Source organism: Streptomyces sp. NBC_01460, from assembly GCF_036227405.1.
Lineage (GTDB): Bacteria > Actinomycetota > Actinomycetes > Streptomycetales > Streptomycetaceae > Streptomyces.
Genome location: NZ_CP109473.1, coordinates 1,327,533 through 1,345,818, shown reverse-complemented (window position 1 = coordinate 1,345,818; position 18,286 = coordinate 1,327,533). Strand labels below are relative to the sequence as shown.

The window sequence follows — 18,286 nt, the reverse complement described above, 5'->3', positions numbered from 1 at the left end:
GGGGGCACGGTGCGGATGTACGCCGCCGGCACCCGTCGGTGACAAGGTGTCCGCTGCCCGGCGGGGCGGCGGGAGAGAGCCGCCGATGCCCGGCAACGTCGCGGTGCGCGATACCCGTACTCCGACGGGGCTTCACGGCATGGCGGTCCATGGCGGTCCACATGAACGCGGGCGCCGTACTCGGCCGACCGGGGGAAGCCGCTCCGCCGGATGGCCCAGCAGCGGCCCGCCGGAGCCGGAGCCACGTACGCCCGGTGATTCCCTGAGCCCCGCCTCCCGGGCAGCAGCCGGGCGGGCCGGAGCGGCGCAGCGAGGAGACAGGGCATCGTGGATTCCCACGTCGGGGCAGCGCGGGGTGGCCTGCCCGTCGGCTTGCTGAAGGGCCAGACGGCACTGGTGACCGGAGCCAATTCGGGCATCGGAAAGGGAACGGCCATCGCGCTGGGCCGGGCGGGCGCCGACGTGGCCGTGAACTACGTGAGCGATCGGGACGCCGCCGAGCAGGTGGTCGAGGAGATCACGTCGTTCGGGGTGCGCGCGGTGGCCTACGAGGCGGACGTGTCGCAGGAGACCCAGGTGACCGCGATGGTGGACCGTGCGGTCCAGGATTTCGGGACCCTCGACATCCTGGTCGCCAACGCCGGCATGCAGCGTGACGCCAGGTTCACCGACATGACCCTCGCCCAGTGGCAGAAGGTGCTCGACGTCAACCTCACGGGCCAGTTCCTGTGCGCACGGGAGGCGGCCAAGGAGTTCCGTCGGCGTGGGGTGGTCCCGGAGGTGTCCCGGGCGGCCGGGAAGATCATCTGCATGAGCTCGGTGCACCAGCTCATCCCCTGGGCGGGGCACGTGAACTACGCCTCCTCCAAGGGAGGCGTGCAGATGATGATGCAGACCCTGGCCCAGGAGCTCGCGCCGGAGAAGATCCGGGTGAACGCCGTCGCCCCCGGGGCGATCAGGACCCCCATCAACCGCAGCGCCTGGGAGACCCCGGCGGCACGCCAGGACCTCCTGCGGCTGATCCCCTACGACCGGATCGGTGACCCCGAGGACATCGCCCACGCCGTCGTCCTGCTCGCGTCCGACCTCATGGACTACGTCGTGGGGACGACGCTCTACGTCGACGGCGGGATGACGCTCTTCCCCGGGTTCGCGACCGGCGGCTGATCTCTTTCGCAGGACCCGAACAGCGAAGGCGGTCATGCACACCTCGGTCCCTCTCCTGGCGAGCGCTCCGGATCAACTCCTCCCGGCCCGGGAACTCATGGCCTTCACTCTGGCCTCCCACATCATCCTGGTCCCGCTGGGCGTGGCCCTGCCTCTGATCACCCTGGTCATGCACTACCGCGGCCTGCGCCACAAGGACGCGACCGCCCTCCTGCTGGCACGGCGATGGTCGGCGGTCATGGCCGTCCAGTTCGCCGTCGGGGTCGTCACGGGCACCGTGCTCTCCTTCGAGTTCGGTCTGCTCTGGCCGGGGCTGATGGGCCGGTGGGGCGATGTCTTCGGAATCGGCTTCGGGGTCGAGGCCTGGGCGTTCTTCCTCGAAGCGGTCCTCATCGCCATCTACCTCTACGGGTGGCGGCGGCTGAAGCCCCGGACACACTTCCTGCTCGGACTGCCGCTCCCGGCCGCGGCGCTCCTGGGGGCGTTCGGCATCCTGGCGGCCAACTCCTGGATGAACACACCGCAGGGCTTCTCCCTCGACCCCGCCGGCAATCCGACGGACGTGAACATCTGGAAGGCGATCTTCACGCCGATGTTCGGACCGCAGTACTGGCACTTCGTCGTGGCCATGCTGCTGACCGCGGGGTACATGGTGGCCGGCGTCTACGCGGTCGGCCGGCTGAGGGGACGCCGTGACCGTTACCACCGGCTCGGCTTCACCGTTCCCTTCACCGTCGCGGCGGTGGCGACACCGGTCCAGTTCGTGCTGGGCGACGCCATCGCCCGGTCGGTGTTCCACAAGCAGCCGGTCAAGTTCGCGGCCATGGAAATCGTCTGGAAGACCGACACCCGCGTACCGGAGTACCTGTTCGGCCGCCTGCACTCCGACGGTTCGATCTCGGGCGGCATCAAGGTTCCGCTGCTCGACTCCGTCCTCGCCGGATTCAGCCCGAACACGAAGGTCGTAGGTCTGACCTCCGTCCCGGCCGACCGACGGCCGACTGCCGTGCAGGCGACGATCGCCCACTGGGCCTTCGACATCATGGTCCTCATCGGCTCCGCCCTGGTGCTCCTCGCGCTCTGGTACGGCCTGGTCTGGCTGCGGCACCGCAGGCTTCCCGAGTCCACCTGGTTCTACCGCTCCGCGGCATGTGCGGGGCTGGGCTCGGTGGTGGCCGTCGAGTGCGGCTGGATCGCGACCGAGGTGGGACGCCAGCCCTGGATCGTCTACCAGAACATGCGCGTCTCCGAGGCCGTCACGGCGACGCGCTCGTCCACCCTGTGGATCATGCTCAGCCTGGTGATCGTCGTGTACCTGTTCCTCTTCGGTTCGCTCCTGGCGGTGCTGCTCAAGCTGCGCACCCGCTGGCGGCTCGCCGACGCGGAGCGGGGTTCCGGGCCCTCGGCGGATCCGCCGGAGTCGGCAGGCCCGTACGGCCCCCGCGCGACCGTCCGCGCGGGTGACGGCGGCGCGGCGCCCCCGTCCCAGGGCGGCCGGCCGTGACGGCCGACCTGATGGCAGGGGTCCTGCTGCTGGCCATCGCCGCGTACACCTGCGCGGGCGGCACCGACTACGGGGCCGGCTTCTGGGACCTGACCGCGGGAGGCACGGAACGCGGCAAGCGTCCGCGGTGGCTCATCGATCACGCGATGGCCCCCGTGTGGGAGGTCAACAACGTCTGGCTGATCTTCGTCTTCGTCATCATGTGGACCGGCTTCCCCCCTCTCTTCCAGGCCGTGTTCTCCGCGATGTGGCTGCCACTGGCGCTGGCCGCCGTGGGCCTCGTCCTGCGTGGCGCCGGCTTCGCCTTCCGCAAGGTCGTACGCCGAGTCGCCGGCCGACGGCTCTACGGTGCCGTGTTCGCTGTGGCCTCGCTCGTGACGCCGTTCTTCCTCGGCGCCGCCGTAGGAGGAGTCGCCTCGGGCCGTGTGAGGCTCGGCACGGAGGCGTCGGCGGATGCCTGGTCCAACCCCACCTCGATCGTGTTCGGCCTGCTCGCCGTCGCGGCGACGGCCTTCCTGGGCGCGGTCTTCCTGGCTGCTGATGCCCGCCGCTTCGACGCACCCGACCTGATCGGCTACTTCCGGCGGCGCGGGCTGCTGAGCCTCACCGTGCTCGTGGTGCTCGGGGTGATCACCCTCTTCGTCACCGGCGAGGACGCCCCGCACGTCCGGCACGGGCTCACCCACGGGGCGGGGCTGGCCTTCGGCATCGCCGCCGGAGCGGCGTCCTTCGCCGCGGCGTGGCTGCTCATCCGGAGACCGGGCGGCTGGGCCCGCGCCTCCGCGGCCGCCGCCATCGCCTGCGCGGTCATCGCCTGGGGCCTGGCTCAGCGCCCCTACCTCCTGCCGACATCGATGACCGTCGCCGAAGGCGCCGGGGCGTCGACCACGCTCACCTGGCTGGCCTTCGTCACCCTCGTCGCCCTGGTGGTCGTGGTCCCGGCCGTCGTCCTCCTGTACTGGCTCGACACCAGGGGCGATCTCGAAGAACTCACCGAGGCCGACCTGCGACGAGGCGGCGATCCCCGAGGCGGTGGCGAGGCGGGCACCACCTGATCGTCAGCCCCCCACCCACGACGCCAGGATCCTGCCGAAGGGAGTCGCTGTGACGGACGACGAGATCTACCTCGGGATCGCGCTGACCCTGATCCTCGCCGCGGGGTCACAGATCCTGGCGAGCAAGCTGCGCGTTCCCGCCCTCATCATCCTGCTGCCCGCAGGGTTCACCGCGGGTGCGCTGACGGACGTCATCCACCCCGACGAACTGATGGGCCGGAACTTCGACGTCCTCGTGTCGATGTCCGTCGCGGTGATCCTCTACGACGCCGGTCTCGGGCTCAACCTGCGCAAACTCACCGGCCGTACACGGTGGATCGTGGGACGCCTGTTGCTGCTCGGTGTACTCGTCACGTTCCTGATCACCGCCGCCGTCGCGCCGGCGATGTTCGACATGCCCCTCAGGGTCGCGTCGATGCTCGGCGTGATCCTGGTCGTCTCGGGTCCCACGGTCGTGGGCCCCCTCCTCGACTTCGTACGGCCCACGGACAAGGTGCGCCGCATCCTCATCTGGGAAGGGACCCTGACCGACCCGATCGGCGCCATCCTGGGCGCCCTGGTCTTCCACGCCATCTCCACCACGCACCAGGTCGACATCGGCCGGGGCTACCAACTCGGCCAGTTCGCCCTCAGCATGGCCGTGGGCCTGGCCGGTGGCGCGGTCGGCACGGCGATCCTGTGGCTGACGCTCCGCACGCTGCGGCTCGGTGAGACGCTCGGCACGCTCGCCCAACTGGCCACCGTGATCGTCGTGTCCGCGGGCGCCGACATCATCCGGGAGGACACCGGACTGATCGCCGCCATCGTCACGGGCCTCGCCGTCACCAACATCAGCGGATTCGACATGCCCGCGAGGCGTCCCTTCTTCGAGACGCTGGCCCAGCTGATCATCGGCCTGCTGTTCGTCTCCATCTCCTCCACGATCACACCGGCGTCCCTCGTCCCCGTGCTCCTTCCCTCCCTGGCCCTCATCGCCGTCCTCGTCCTCCTCGTCCGTCCGCTCGTCGCCTACGCGTCGACCGCGCACGCCGGGCTGTCCGGGGGCGAACGGGCCTTCGTCGGATGGATGGCCCCGCGCGGCATCGTCGCCGCGGCCACGGCAACGGCCTTCTCCGCGAACCTCGTGGACAGAGGAGTGGAGGGGGCCGCCAAGATCCTTCCTGTGACGTTCCTCGTGATCGTCGGCACGGTGCTCCTGTACGCCCTGAGCGCGGCCCCGGTCGCGAGACGGCTCGGCATCGTCAGACCCGCCGGGACACGGATCCTGCTCGTGGGCGGCGAGCCGTGGGTGGTGGATCTGGGAAGGAGCCTGAGATCGGCCGGCCTCGACCTGCTGATGTGGGCGGGCCTGGCGCAGGAGCGCCGACGGATCGCGGACGCCGGTATCCAGCTCGCCACGGGTGATCTGCTGGCCACGGCCACCAACCCGGGTGCCCGGCTGGAGGGCGTGACGGCGGTGTTCCTGGCCACGGACGACGACGACTTCAACGCGCTCGCCTCGGTCGTGATGCAGGACAGCGTCGAAGGACCCGTCTACCGGGTCGGGCCGCCCCATGACAGCCACGGTGTCGTGGCTCCCTACACCGGTGGGGACATCCTCTTCGGCAGATCACTCGTCCGTCACGTACTGGCCGCGCGGTACGAGGACGGCGCCCGGTTCCTGGTCCAGCCGGCCTCCGCTCCACTGCCGCCCGGGAGCGAGACCCTCTTCGTGGTCCGTGACGCCCTGCGGCTGGAACCCGTCACCGAGAAGCGGCGCGTCACCCCCGGAGAAGGGGACAGCGTCGTGCTGCTGGTTCCGGGCGCCGACCGGTGAGACCCGCTCGCGCATCGGAGTACGCGCGCACTGCGGTAGTGAAGACCTGACACCCGAACGGAAGGAAGCCGATGCGGACCATGTTCTCCTGGGCCTCCGTGTTCCGGCTGCGGCAATACGTGAAGGCGAGCCTGTGGATCAGGCCGCTGTTCGGTCTCGTGCTGGGCGTCGTGCTGGCCGAACTGGCTGTCGCCGCGGACAGTTCGGACTGGCCACCGAGTGGCTGGCGCTACTCTGCGACGACGGCGAGCGGAGTCCTGAGCGCCATCGTCGGGGCGATGATCGCCCTTCTGGGGTTCGTCGTGACCATCGGTGTCCTCGTCATCCAGCAGGCCACCGGAACGCTGTCCCCGAGGTACATGCGGCTCTGGTACAGGGACCGGCTGCAGAAGACCGTGCTGGCCACCTTCACCGGCACCTTCGCGTTCGCCTTCTCCTTGCTCCGCAGCATCGAGTCGAATTCGGTGCCGGACCTCGGGGTGACCCTCGCCGGCGCGGCCGTGGCCGTCAGCCTCTTGCTGCTGCTCGTCTACCTCAACCGGTTCACGCACAACCTCAGGCCGGTCGCCATCGCCGATCTCGTCGGCCGTATGGGAGAGGACGTCTTCGAGCGAGGCACCGGGACGGTCAGGGCCGCGGCGCCGGACCACGGTGACGCGGCAGCGCCGGGCGGACGGGTGACCGTCATCCGTGCGACCGGAGGCGGAGCCATCCAGGCCCTCGACACGACAGGCCTCTCGGCGGTCGCCGCGCGACACAGCTGTGTGCTCTCCGTGCCTCACGTGATCGGTGACTACGTCCATCGGGGCGCCGTCCTCGTCGAGATCCACGGCGGCACGTCCACGCCCGACAGCAGGCACGTCACCGGTCTCATCGCGCTCGGCCCCGAGCGGACGATCGAACAGGACCCGGCCTTCGCCTTGCGGGTGCTCGTCGACATCGCCATCCGTGCTCTTTCGCCCGCTGTCAACGACCCCACCACCGCCGTACAGGTCCTCAACCACATCGAGTCGTTCCTCACCGTGGTCGGCCGGTCCCCACTTCCCGGCCGGTACGTACTGGCCGGGGACGACGGCAGACCGCGGCTCGTGCTCAGGGGGAGGGCCTGGGAGGGCTACCTTCAGCTCGCCGTCTCCGAGATCCGCGACTACGGGGCGACATCCGTACAGGTGTGCCGACGGCTACGCGCGTTGCTCGACGCACTGCTCGACAGCCTGCCGCCCACCCACCATCCGGCGGTCCGGAAGGAGTTGGACCTGCTGCGTGAGTCGGTGGAACGGGCGTTCCCCGATGCGGCGCGCCGCGCCGTCGCGCAGACGGCCGACAGTCAGGGCGTGGGAGGCAGGTTCTGATCCGGCCGGCCGCCCGGGGCCGTATCGCCGGCCGTTCCGATGCCGGTCCCGGCGACCGTTCACCGGTGCTCCACCCAGCCGTGCCGGACGGCATGACCGCCCAGCTGGATGCGGGTCCGCACCCCGGCGATGTCCATGAGGCGGCGGTGCAGTGTGCGCGGTGAGAGGCCGAGCTGTGCGGCGGCCGTCGGGTCGGTCAGGCCGGCCGGCAACAGGGCGAGGATCTGCCGGTCCAGAAGGCGCGGGTCCTTCGCTTCTCGGTGTCGAGTGCCGCACCGCCGATGCCCTTGAGCTTGCGGGTCAGCTTGCTGCCCCTGGGGGGCGTCCGGCTCGGCGGCCGAGCCGGACTTCGAAGGTCGACATCGGCGGTCTGCTTGCCGTCAGCCGTCGTGGTGACCGTGACGAGGTCGCGGGTGACCAGGGTGACCTGGCCGACGTCGAATCGGGGGAAACGGGGTCGTTCGTGGAACGGCAGGCCGCTGGGGCGATCCGGAGATCAGTAACCGGTCCCGCGCTTGACCTGGGCCCGTTCGACACCGTGAGTCGAGCCCTTGTCGTCCAGCGTGCGGCACGCGTCGGTGATGTCCTGGCTCAGGCGATGGATCTGCTCGCGGCTCAGGGTTTCCTTGACCAGCGCACGCATGATCTTCACACCCTCTGCCTGGGGCGGGAGGGTGTACGCGGGCACCATCCAGCCGCGCTCGGCCGAGAGCTGCCAGGCGACGTCGGACTCGTCGTAGGAGTGCTTGCCGGCGAGGCGGAAAGCGACGAGGGGCAGTTGTTCGGCGTCGCTGCCGATCACTTCGAAGCGGCCGCTGTCACGCAGGTTGTCCGCCAGCGCGCGGGCGTTCTCCTGCATGATCTTCATGACGTAGGTGTAGCCCTGGCGGCCGAGACGCACGAAGTTGTAGTACTGGGCGAGCACCATGGCCGAGCCGGTGGAGAAGTTCAGGGTGAACGTCGCGTCGGTCTTGCCCAGATAGTTCTCGTAGAACACGAGGTCCTCGGCCAGGTCGGACTCCTCTCGGAAGATGAGCCAGCCGACGCCGGGGTAGACCAATCCGTACTTGTGCCCCGAGACGTTGATGGAGCGGACCTGCTCGAGCCGGAAGTCCCATTTCGAGTCCGGGTAGAGGAACGGCCACACGAAGCCGCCGCTGGCGGCGTCGACATGGATGGGGATGTCGAGGTCCCGCTCCTTGCGGACCGCCCGCAGAAGCTCGTCGATCCCGACGACATCGTCCTTGTGCCCGGTGAAGGTGGTGCCGAGCACGGCGACGACGCCGATCGTGTTCTCGTCGAGGTGGGGCTCCACATCCTCCGGGCCGATCGTGTACTTGCCCTCCGCGAGGGGCACGATCCGCGGCTCGACGTCGAAGTAGCGGCAGAACTTCTCCCACACGACATGGACGTCTCCGCCGAAGACCAAGTTGGGCCTGTCCACCGACAGGCCGGCCGCCTTGCGGCGTTCGCGCCATTTCCACTTCAGTGACAGCGCACCGAGCATGATCGCCTCGGAAGAGCCCTGGGTCCGGCATCCGGTCGTCTTTCCGGGCGCGTGGAAGAGGTCGGCGAGCATGCGCACGCAACGCTGCTCGATCTCGGCGGAAATGGGGTACTCCGCGTGGTCGATGAAATTGCGGTGGAGATTCTCGGCGATGAGTCGTTGCGCCTCCGGCTCCATCCATGTGGTGACGAACGTCGCGAGGTTGCGCTGGGGGTCGCCCTCCATGGCCAGATCGACGTCCACGAGCCTCATCGCGTCCGTCGCGGCCATTCCCTTTTCGGGGAAGGTCTCCGAGGGGGCGGGCGCGGTCAGAAATCGGTTACCGAAGAGGGCCGCATCGTCGCGCATAGTCATGTGACGGATTCAAACAGTTTCCGTGACGGCCTCCGGGAGGGACACGCCGGGGCATGACGCGCCGGTTCCTGCCATGGGCGAGGCTGCGTATCGCCGCTGTTCGCACACGAATTCCGCCGCGAATTCCGACCCGTGAAAGGCCAGGGCAGGGCATAGCCGGAGGTGCGGAAGGGGTGTTACGGGCACGCCGCCCCGGGGGAGGAAAGCGTCTTCTCCCTGTCGCCACCCCACCTCACCGCCTCGCCAGGACGGGGCGCCGTCGCTGGCCTACGCTGGTCATTCGAGGTCGAAAGGGGTTTGAAGTGGACGATTACCCCCTCATCGAGAACCACGGTTTGATCGGCGATCTGCAGACTGCCGCACTCGTGACGACCGATGCGACGATCGACTGGTTCTGCTGCCCGCGCTTCGACTCACCCAGCGTCTTCGGCGCTCTGCTCGACCGGCGGAAGGGCGGCCACTTCACCGTCAGGCCTGCCGCGGAGACCTACACCACCAAGCAGCTCTACCACCCGGACACCGCCGTGTTGGTCACGCGCTTCATGACCGAAGCCGGGGCGGGAGAGGTGGTCGATTTCATGCCGGTGACCGGCACGACGGCCACGGACCGGCACCGTCTGGTCCGCATACTGCGCTGTGTCCGGGGGAGCATGACGTTCGAGGGCGAGATCGCTCCGCGCTTCGACTACGGCCGTAAGCCGCACGAGCTGCACATCACCGAGCACGGAGCCGTGTTCACTTCACAGGACATGGACCTCGCCGTCCACGCCGTCCGTGAGCCTCAGGACGAGCGGCTGCTGAACATCCTCTCCGGTGACGACGACCTGCGCTTCACCCTGGCTCTGCAGGCGGGGCAGCAGCGCGGGCTGGTCCTCGAGTCGTCCCCCGGCGGGCCGCCGCACGAGGTCCGGGGAGCGGAGTTCGAGCAACTCTTCGACGAGACGGTCCTCTTCTGGCGCTCCTGGCTGGGGCAGTCCACCTACACGGGCCGCTGGCGGGAAGCGGTCGAGCGTTCCGCCGTGACCCTGAAGCTCATGACCTACGCGCCGACCGGCGCCCTCGTCGCCGCCCCCACCGCTGCTCTGCCCGAACAGCTGGGGGGAGAGCGCAACTGGGACTACCGGTTCACCTGGATCCGTGACGCGTCGTTCTCGGTGTACGCCTTGCTGGGTATGGGATTCAAGGAAGAGGCGGCGGCCTTCAACAGCTGGCTGCACGATCGCGTGAGGGAAGAGGCCGGCCAGGGTGACGGTGCGGGACCGCTGAACATCATGTACCGGGTCGACGGCTCGTCCGACATGGCCGAGGAGTCCCTGGAGCACTGGGAGGGCTACTGCGGCTCCGCACCGGTCCGCATCGGCAACGGAGCGGCGACCCAGCGGCAACTGGACATCTACGGCGAGGCACTCGACAGCATCTACTTCGCCCACCAGCACGGGATGCACCTCGACCACAGGGGCTGGACCGCGCTGCACACCCTTCTCGACTGGCTGGTGGACCACTGGGACCAGCCCGGAGAAGGGCTGTGGGAGACCCGCGGCGGCCGGAAGGACTTCACCTACGGCCGGGTGATGTCCTGGGTCGCCTTCGACCGTGCCGTTCGGATCGCCTACGACGACGGCCGCCCCGCCGCCCGCGGCCGCTGGGTGGACGCGCGTGACGAGATCTACGCGCAGGTGCTCAGCCGGGGATGGGACCCGCGGAAGCAGGCCTTCGTCCAGCACTACGGCGACGACGTGCTCGACTCGTCGCTGCTGCGCATGCCGACGGTCGGCTTCATCACCCCCGACGATCCGATGTGGAAGTCCACGCTGGACGCCATGGAGCACGAGCTGGTCAGCGACAGCCTGGTCTACCGCTACAACCCCGAGGCGTCACCCGACGGGTTGCGAGGCTCCGAGGGAACGTTCTCCCTGTGCACGTTCATGTACGTCGACGCCCTGGCGCGAGCCGGACGCACCGACCAGGCCCGGCTGGTGCTCGAGAAGATGCTCACGTACGCCAACCACCTGGGCCTGTACTCCGAGGAGATCGGCCTGACGGGACGGCAACTGGGCAACTTCCCGCAGGCCTTCACGCACCTGGCCCTGATCGACGCGGCGATCACCTTGGACGCGAAGCTCAACGGGGCTCGCACAGGCGGATCGTGAAGGCTCATGACCAGGTGGTGCACCTGACCTGGGCCGCGGTCGGTGTCATGCACGGGGCGGCCGGGTAGCGGGACGCGGTCAGCTGCGTCGTCGCAGGTGACAAACCCGGCGACGTCGGCGATCGTCCCCTGGATACTGGTCGCCCATGGATGAGGTCGAAGTCGTCGTCGCCCATTCCGAGCGCGCGACCCTGCGTGTCGGCGACGTGTTCCTGAAGGTGGACGCCGATCAGGCGCGCGTCGACGTCGAGGTCGAGGCGATGTCCCTCGCGCCTGTTCCGACCCCGGAGGTCCTCTGGCGCAGACCGCCCGTGCTCGCGATCGCCGCACTCCCGGGGACGACGCTCGGGCGCCTCGGGGGGCCGTCGACCGGGTCGTCGGCGGCGTGGGCCGCGGCGGGCGCCGCCATCCGGACGCTGCACGACGCGCCGGCGCCACCCTGGCCCGGCCGGGCCGGCCGGAGCACCGTCGCGCTGGCCGCGGAACTCGACGCCGCGTGCGCGTCGCTCGTGACGAACGGCCTCCTGCCCGCTGACCTGGTCACCCACAACCGCCGGGTCGCCGAGGCGGCGCTGCGGCCGTGGACCCCGGTGTTCACACACGGCGACCTCCAGATCGCGCACGTCTTCGTGGACGGCGACGAGGTCACGGGCATCATCGACTGGTCCGAGGCGGGCCAGGGGGATGCCCTGTACGACCTCGCCACCTTCACGCTCGGACACGAGGAGCACCTCGACGACGTCCTCGCCGGCTACGGCACCGACATCGACCTCGGCGTGATCCGGGCGTGGTGGTCGTTGCGAAGCCTGTTGGCGGTTCGCTGGCTGATCGAGCACGGCTTCGACCCGTTCGCTCCGGGCTGTGAGGTCGACGTGCTGAGATCCCGGATGTGAGGCTGCGCGGGCCCGACCGCTGAGGGGTCGTGACAGGCCTCCCGGTGGAGAGATCATGGACCTGACGCCGCGCAGCGGTACCGGCCCGTCCGCAGGAGGCGGCTCCGGAGACCGGCGGCCGGAGGGGGAGCGATGGCGGACCAGGGCATCAGCGCCCGTGGGGCGTTGGTGGCAGAGGCCGGAAACATGCTGCGGGAGGGCAGGGAACCTGCCGGGGTGTTCGCGGAACTCGCGGTGCGGACCGGGGAGTGGCCTTCCGCGGTGACAGCGGTCTGTCTGGCGCTCGGCCTGCCGCCGTCCGAGGTGGAGGCGAGGCTCGACGGCGAGGCCGGGGAGTTCGTCAGGCTCTTCTCCGCAGGGGAGGAAGACGTGTGCGGGGAGGTCCTCGAGACGTCCGGGGTGTTCGACGTTCCCCGAACGCTGGACGAGCGCGGGACGGAGACCCGTCGCCTGCTCGGCGTGGCCGTGGCGGCGGCGGGCCCCTTGGGCAGTGGGTACGCGTTCCGGCTGTCCCGCCGGTTCGTCCGGGGGGAGCTGACCGGCGCGTTCCTCCTGCTCGTCCGGGTCGGACCGCGCGTCGGGAGCAGCAGGGCCGCCGCGTTCTGGACCGCGTTGTCGGTGGCCGGCGCGCACCTGTTGTCCGGCCCCGGCGAGGAGGACCCGGAGGTGGAACGGGCTCTCGGGGAGTGCCGTCGGCGCCTGGCCGGGCACCCGGACGTGGCGGAGCGCCCTTAGCCGGCCCAGGAGGGTTTCCGTCCCGGGTGGCCGGTCACCGGTTCTCCGGCGACCCGGCCTGCTCCGGTGCGGAGCGGGTGGCGAAGGGACGGGCCACGGCCGGTTCCTCCCTGGCTGCCGGGGTGCGGGCAGCGGATTCGAGCACGTCCGCGCCGTACAGGTCCTCGACCCAGTTGTCCTGGTACACGGTGTCGAGGTAGCGCTCGCCCAGGTCGGGGGCGATCGCCACCGCGGTGAGTCCCGGGGTCCCGTGCCGGGCCAGCCAGCTGACCGCTCCGCTCACCACCGTGCCGGTGGAACCGCCGAACAGGAAGCCCCGCCTGGCCAGGCGGCGGCAGGCGCGGATCGTGTCGGTCTCCTCGACCCGCACCACCTCGTCCACGTACGACTCGTCCAGGAGCGGCGGACGCATGCTCATGCCGAGCCCGGGGATCATCCGGCGGCCGGGTGCTCCGCCGAACGCCACCGAGCCGGCGATGTCCACCGCGACGATCCGGACGGGGCGGGGCCAGTCCCGGAACCACCGCGCGCAGCCCATCAGGGTCCCCGTGGTCCCCGCGCCCATGAACAGGACGTCCAGCTGGGGGAAGGAGCGGGCGATCCCCGGAGCCGTCGTGAGATAGTGCGCCCTCCAGTTGGCCGGGTTGGAGTACTGGCTCAGCCACACGCACCGGTCGTCGGAGGCGCACAGCTGCCGGACATGGGCCAGACGCGCGGCGAGGAAGCCGCCGTTGGACTCCTCGGCGGCCACCAGGTGCACTTCGCTGCCCAGTGCCTCCATCATCAGCCGCGTGGCCAGGTTGCAGCGTGAGTCCGTCACACAGATGAAGCGGTAACCCTTGCTGGCCGCGATCATGCTCAGTGCGACGCCCAGGTTCCCGGACGAGGACTCGACGAGGACGGAGTCGGCCCGGAGCGTGCCGTCGCGTTCGGCCGAGGCCACCATCTCGGCGGCCGCCTTCAGCTTGATCGAGCCGGCGAAGTTGAAGCCCTCGCACTTGAGGAGCAGGGACTGGCCGAAGACGGCCTCGACGTCCACATAGAGATCCTCCTCGTTGAAGGCCTGGGGGACGGTTATGACCGACACGGTGAACTCCTCCTCGGGATGGTGCTGGGTCGTCGGGCGGGCAGGGCGGCGCATCGCGGCGGATCCGTCATCCGTAGCGGCTCAGTTCGTGGAAGAAGCCGTCGACGACACGAAGCTCGCCGGCGCGGGCGATCCGGTCGTAGACGTAGCTCCCGACCGCCAGATCGAGCACCCCGAGGCCGAAGGGTGAGAAGACCGCGGGCCGGTCGCCCGGCACGGTCACGCTTCCGGCCATCACGTCGTCCAGCGTTCCGTTCACGAACTCCCGGTTTCCCGTGAGCTGTTCGGTCAGATGGGGTGAGGTGGCCGCCCTGAGGCAGTGGTCGATGTCGTCCACGATGTTGGTCGAGGCCAGAAGGATCTCCGGCGCGAGGTCGCGCAGTGACACGTGCAGGACCACGGGGTCGTGGTCGAACCACGCCGGCTCGGTGACGTGCGGCTGTCCGGCCACGGTCGCGAAGACCACGAGGTCGCTCGTGCGGATGAGTTCCTCGGGGCCGGGGTGCACGGTGACAGCGGCGGCGCTGCCGGACTGCTCCACGTACACGCGGAATCCGGCCGCGCTGTCGGCCGACAGGTCGTACACCCCGACGTCGTCGAACGACCAGCCGGAACCTTCGAGGAAGGTGTGGATGTACCGGGCGATCAGGCCCGTTCCGAAGAACCCCACACGGGTGGGACGCGGCCGGTCACGGCTGAGCCGGTCCGCGGCCGATGCCGCGGAGGCGGCCGTCCTCGTCGCGCTGATGATCGAGCTCTCCATGCAGGCGAACGGATAGCCGGTGGCGGGGTCGTTGAGGATCAGCACGGCCGAGGCGCGCGGCACACCCGATGCCACGTTCCCCGGGAAGCTGGAGATCCACTTCATTCCGTCCACCGGTGACTCGCCGCCCAGGGAGGCGGGCAGGGCGATCATCCGGGAGGCGGGGCGGTCGGGGAAGCGGAGGAACGAGGAGGGCGGGTTCACCGTGCGGCCGGACCCGTGCAGCCTGTATGCCGCCTCGACCACCTCCACGATCTCCTTCTCGCGGCCTTCGAGGGCTTGCTGGACCTGGCCGCCGGGAACCACCGCGAACGGGGGCACGACGGTCTCTCCGGCTACGGCATGTGCGGGACCCGTGGTCCGGGTGGTGTTCATCGCAGCCCCGCCTCCTCCGTGACCGGGCTGGTCTCCAGCCGGGTGGGCGAGGCCATGGCGACCACGACCTCGCGCGGCCCCTCGTAGGCCTCCCTGCTGTGCGCGGTGCGGATGTTGTCGACGAGGAGCAGATCGCCCGACTGCCACGGCGTGCGAACGGTGTGCTGCTCGTAGACCGAGTTGAGGACGCGGACGACCTCCTCCTCGATGGGCTCGCCGTCTCCGTACCACGTGTTGAACGGCAGGCCGTCGGGCCCGTACTCGTCGATCAGGTACTCGGCCACCTCGGGGGCGAGCGTCCACCTGTTGAGGAAGGCGATCTGGTTGAACCAGCAGCGTCGTCCGTCGGCCGGGTGACGCACCACGGCGCTGCGGCGCTGCGCGGTACGCAGCGTCCCGTCGGTCTGCCAGGCGAAGTCGATGGCGTGGGCCCGGCAGTAGCGTTCCACCGCGTCGCGGTCGTCGGTGCCGAAGGCCTCGGTCAGCGTGGCCCCGATCTCATCGTTGTAGCTGCGGGTGAGGAGCCATCCCTCCCGCTCGAACCTCTCGGTCAGCCCCCGGGGCAGTGCGTCGAGGACGGCCGCCGCGTCGGCGAGGCCGGTGGCCCCGCCCGTGGTGGGCGCGGAGAGGCAGGCGAAGAGCAGGAGGCCGGGGAGGTCGAGCGTGTAGCTCAGCTCATGGTGCATGCACATCGGCTGGTTCGGCGGCCAGGCGGACGAGGAGTGGACGCCGGGGGAGTGGGTCCGCCGGGGGGCGAAGGCCTCCCTCTCCGTCACCGGTTCGACCGCCAGCTGCCGCAGGACCGTGCCGACGTCCTCCACGTCCCGCAGGCCGAGCCCGCGGACCAGGACGGCACCGTGCTCGGCCAGTGCCGATCGGATGGCGTCCCAGGCCCCTGCGGCCCGACCGGCCGGGTCGACGGTCGCCGGCACCCGCAGCATCGCGGGCCTGCCGGGTTCCTGCTCCAGGTCGAGCGGAGGGGCGGTGGTGTCGATGGAAGGCATCTGGGTCTCCTTGGGGGTGCGAGGGTTCATCGGGCGGAACGTGTGTCGATCAGCGCCGCCAGATCGGTGAGTACGGGGTGCCGGACGAGGTCCTTGAGCGAGATCTCCCGGTCCAGGGAGACCGCGACGCCGACCGCCGACAGTGAGGTGCCGCCACGGGCGAAGAAGTCGTCCTGCCGGCCCACGAGGTCCTGGGGGACCCCGAGCACCTCGGCCCAGGCCGCAGCGAGACGCCGCTCGGTGGGGGTGCGGGGCGAGTTGTCGCCCTCACGCCCCTCGGGTCCGTCCGACTCGGCGGCTATCAGGCTCAGTTCCCGGCGGTCGACCTTTCCGTTGGCGGTCAGCGGAAGCGCTTCGCGCCAGTGGAAGGCGGAGGGGACCATGTAGGGGGGAAGGGTGGTGGAGAGCCCGTCACGCAGGACGTCGGCCCGCAGCGGGGGTGCTCCGGTGCAGAAGGCGACCAGTCGCCGGCCGTGTCCGGCACCTTCGGCGACCACCACCGCACCGTCGCGCACCCCGTCCTGCCGCAGCAGGGCGTTCTCGACCTCACCGATCTCGATCCGGAATCCCCGGATCTTGACCTGGGCGTCCCGGCGGCCGAGGAACGCGAGCCGGCCGTCGGGCAGCCAGCGGCCGTAGTCCCCACCGAGGTGGAGCCGCTCACCCGCGCGGTACGGATCGGGCAGGAACGCCGCCCGTGTCCGCTCGGGGTCGTTGATGTACCCGCGGCCGACGCAGACCCCCGAGAAGGCGATCGCACCGGGGGAGCCCAGCGGCACGGGGGAGAGGTGCTCGTCGACGAGATAGACGCGTACGTTGCCGACGGGACGGCCGAGCGGGATCTCGTCGGTGTCCGGCACCCCGTCCATGACCGCGTGGTTGGTGTCGTCGGACGTCTCGGTCAGTCCGTAGGCGTTCACCAGCCGGACTCCGGGCCTGACGGCGAACCAGCGCTCGACGAGACCCTTCTTCAGCGCCTCGCCCGTGACCGAGACACAGTGCAGGTGCGGCAGCGGGCGCGGGTGCCGTTCCAGGAAGGAGAGGACCACGTCGAGGTAGGACGGAACCACCTGCACCACCCCGGCCTCGCCGTCCGCCAGGGTGTCGACGAACCGCCGTACGTCCATGATCGCCTCCTGGCCGACCAGGAGGGTGTGTCCACCGGTGATCAGCGGGGCGAGGAGCTGCCACAGGGAGATGTCGAAGCACTGGGGCGCGGTCTGGGCGACCACGTCGCCCTCGCGGATCCCGAGGTCGTCGATCTTCGCGAGGAGGTGGTTGAGCATGCCGGCGTGTTCCACCATCGCGCCCTTGGGCTCGCCGGTGGAACCGGAGGTGAAGAAGACGTACGCCAGATCCCCGGGGGCCACCGCCACACCGGGATCGGTGTCCTCGCGGCTCTCCTCGCAGATCCCCTCGATGCCGAGGATCCGGACGTCCGGCAGGGCGTCGGGGGCGCCGCCGAGCGCCGCGGTGGTGCCGAGCGCCGCGGTGGTGCCGGATTCCGCGAGCACCAGCCGGCAGCCGGCGCGGGCCAGCATGGTCGTGACGCGTTCGGCCGGGAAGTGCGGTTCGACGGGGAGGTAGGCGCCGCCGGACTTGAGGACGGCGAGGACCGCGGCCAGCCATTCCAGGCTCCGTCCGGCCACCACGGCGACGACGTCCTCCCGGCCGAGGCCGGCGCCGAGCAGCGCGTGTGCCAGCCGGTTGGCGCGGTTGTCGAGCTCGCGGTACGTCCACCGCCGGTCCTCCTGGACGGCGGCGACGGCGTCCGGGTGTGCGCGCACCCGCTGTTCGAAGAGCTGGTGGAAGCGCAGGTCCGGCAGTGCGCGGCTCGGCCCCGCGAGCCCGTCGAGCTGGTGGCGGAGTTCGTCCGGCGACAGCAGGCTCTGCGGCCCGTGCGGCGCGTCCGGGTCGTCGGCGATCAGCCTGAGCGCGGCGAGGTGGTAGCCGGAGATCCTGGTCGCGCACTCCTCGTCGATGACCTCGGTCCGGTACCGGGTCCGGAGCACGGACCGGCCGCCGCGACGTGCGAGAGCCACGTGCAGCACCGGGTCCCCGGCCGCGTCACCCGCGCCCGTCGGATCGAACACCGCCTCGGGCGTGGTGAGGGGCAGTCCCAGCTCCGCGCGGAGGACGTCGACGGGAAAGTCCTTGTGGGCCAGCAGTCCGGACTCGATGCTGTCCGCGTGCCTGATCAGTGCCCGCCAGGACAGGGCACGGGTCGTCAGCCGGCACGGCAGCGGACCGCCGCCCGCGCCCGCGACGTAGCCCGTGGTGACGTCGCGGTCACCGGACAGGGCGGAGAGCACCTTGGCGTGGGCGGCCAGGACGGGCGCGGTGGGGGAGACCCCCATCGCCGACGCCATGCCGTGCAGCTCGGTGACGAGCTCCTCGGGAACGGCCGTCTCGACCACGGCGGTGCCGGGTTCGGGGGTACGGGTCCACGGTCCCACCGAGGTGGTTCCGCCGGCGGCGAGCACGTCGCGCCAGTACTCCGCGGAGGTGTGTGTGAGCGTGTCCAT

14 protein-coding genes are annotated in these 18,286 nt (G+C 70.3%); 8 read left to right on the top strand and 6 right to left on the bottom strand.

Translation table 11 applies throughout. From position 1 onward, the window contains the following. The first annotated feature begins 327 nt into the window (after positions 1 to 327). From OG488_RS05920 to OG488_RS05900, 5 genes are all read left to right on the top strand, one after another. The gene (locus tag OG488_RS05920) at positions 328 to 1,167 is read left to right on the top strand and encodes an SDR family oxidoreductase (RefSeq protein WP_329226576.1); all 840 of its coding nucleotides are present in this window, start codon (positions 328 to 330) and stop codon (positions 1,165 to 1,167) included. Between the two features lie 34 nt (positions 1,168 to 1,201). Further along, complete coding sequence (locus OG488_RS05915; RefSeq protein WP_329226574.1) at positions 1,202 to 2,671, top strand: cytochrome ubiquinol oxidase subunit I; 1,470 nt, start codon at positions 1,202 to 1,204, stop codon at positions 2,669 to 2,671. Next, positions 2,668 to 3,726 (top strand): cytochrome d ubiquinol oxidase subunit II, encoded by a 1,059-nt coding sequence (locus tag OG488_RS05910; protein WP_329226572.1) that lies wholly within the window; start codon positions 2,668 to 2,670, stop codon positions 3,724 to 3,726. Before OG488_RS05915 ends, OG488_RS05910 begins: the two co-directional genes overlap by 4 nt. A gap of 49 nt (positions 3,727 to 3,775) precedes the next feature. Beyond that, complete coding sequence (locus tag OG488_RS05905; protein WP_329226570.1) at positions 3,776 to 5,542, top strand: cation:proton antiporter; 1,767 nt, start codon at positions 3,776 to 3,778, stop codon at positions 5,540 to 5,542. A 71-nt stretch (positions 5,543 to 5,613) separates the two neighbouring features. Then, positions 5,614 to 6,894, top strand: coding sequence for a DUF2254 domain-containing protein (locus OG488_RS05900; protein WP_329226568.1), 1,281 nt, complete (start codon positions 5,614 to 5,616; stop codon positions 6,892 to 6,894). A gap of 59 nt (positions 6,895 to 6,953) precedes the next feature. Here OG488_RS05900 and OG488_RS05895 read toward each other — a convergent pair whose 3' ends face one another. Together OG488_RS05895 and OG488_RS05890 are read right to left on the bottom strand one after the other, a co-directional pair. After that, entirely contained in the window at positions 6,954 to 7,106 is a 153-nt protein-coding gene (locus tag OG488_RS05895; RefSeq protein WP_329226566.1) for a hypothetical protein, read from the bottom strand. A 284-nt stretch (positions 7,107 to 7,390) separates the two neighbouring features. Continuing rightward, on the bottom strand, positions 7,391 to 8,755 hold the full coding sequence (locus OG488_RS05890) for a glutamate decarboxylase (protein ID WP_329226564.1): 1,365 nt from the start codon (positions 8,753 to 8,755) through the stop codon (positions 7,391 to 7,393). 302 nt (positions 8,756 to 9,057) lie between these two features. Here OG488_RS05890 and OG488_RS05885 point away from each other — a divergent pair, with 302 nt between their 5' ends. The 3 genes from OG488_RS05885 to OG488_RS05875 all read left to right on the top strand — a co-directional run bounded on the left by OG488_RS05885 (position 9,058) and on the right by OG488_RS05875 (position 12,532). Beyond that, a complete protein-coding gene (locus OG488_RS05885; protein ID WP_329226562.1) occupies positions 9,058 to 10,905 on the top strand; it encodes a glycoside hydrolase family 15 protein in 1,848 nt (615 codons plus the stop codon). 145 nt (positions 10,906 to 11,050) lie between these two features. After that, entirely contained in the window at positions 11,051 to 11,797 is a 747-nt protein-coding gene (locus OG488_RS05880) for a phosphotransferase family protein (protein ID WP_329226561.1), read from the top strand. Positions 11,798 to 11,929: 132 nt separating this feature from the next. Next, positions 11,930 to 12,532 carry a hypothetical protein gene (locus tag OG488_RS05875; RefSeq protein ID WP_329226559.1) on the top strand — a complete coding sequence of 201 codons (603 nt, stop codon included), beginning with the start codon at positions 11,930 to 11,932 and terminating at the stop codon, positions 12,530 to 12,532. Between the two features lie 34 nt (positions 12,533 to 12,566). Here OG488_RS05875 and sbnA read toward each other — a convergent pair whose 3' ends face one another. The 4 genes from sbnA to OG488_RS05855 form a co-directional block, all read right to left on the bottom strand. Further along, complete coding sequence (sbnA, locus tag OG488_RS05870) at positions 12,567 to 13,619, bottom strand: 2,3-diaminopropionate biosynthesis protein SbnA (RefSeq protein ID WP_329226556.1); 1,053 nt, start codon at positions 13,617 to 13,619, stop codon at positions 12,567 to 12,569. Positions 13,620 to 13,686: 67 nt separating this feature from the next. Continuing rightward, positions 13,687 to 14,757 (bottom strand): 2,3-diaminopropionate biosynthesis protein SbnB, encoded by a 1,071-nt coding sequence (gene sbnB, locus OG488_RS05865; protein ID WP_329226555.1) that lies wholly within the window; start codon positions 14,755 to 14,757, stop codon positions 13,687 to 13,689. Then, positions 14,754 to 15,761 (bottom strand): TauD/TfdA family dioxygenase, encoded by a 1,008-nt coding sequence (locus OG488_RS05860; RefSeq protein ID WP_329226553.1) that lies wholly within the window; start codon positions 15,759 to 15,761, stop codon positions 14,754 to 14,756. The genes sbnB and OG488_RS05860 overlap by 4 nt, the downstream gene beginning before the upstream one ends. Before the next feature lie 26 nt (positions 15,762 to 15,787). Further along, the gene (locus tag OG488_RS05855) at positions 15,788 to 18,286 is read right to left on the bottom strand and encodes a non-ribosomal peptide synthetase (protein WP_329226551.1); all 2,499 of its coding nucleotides are present in this window, start codon (positions 18,284 to 18,286) and stop codon (positions 15,788 to 15,790) included.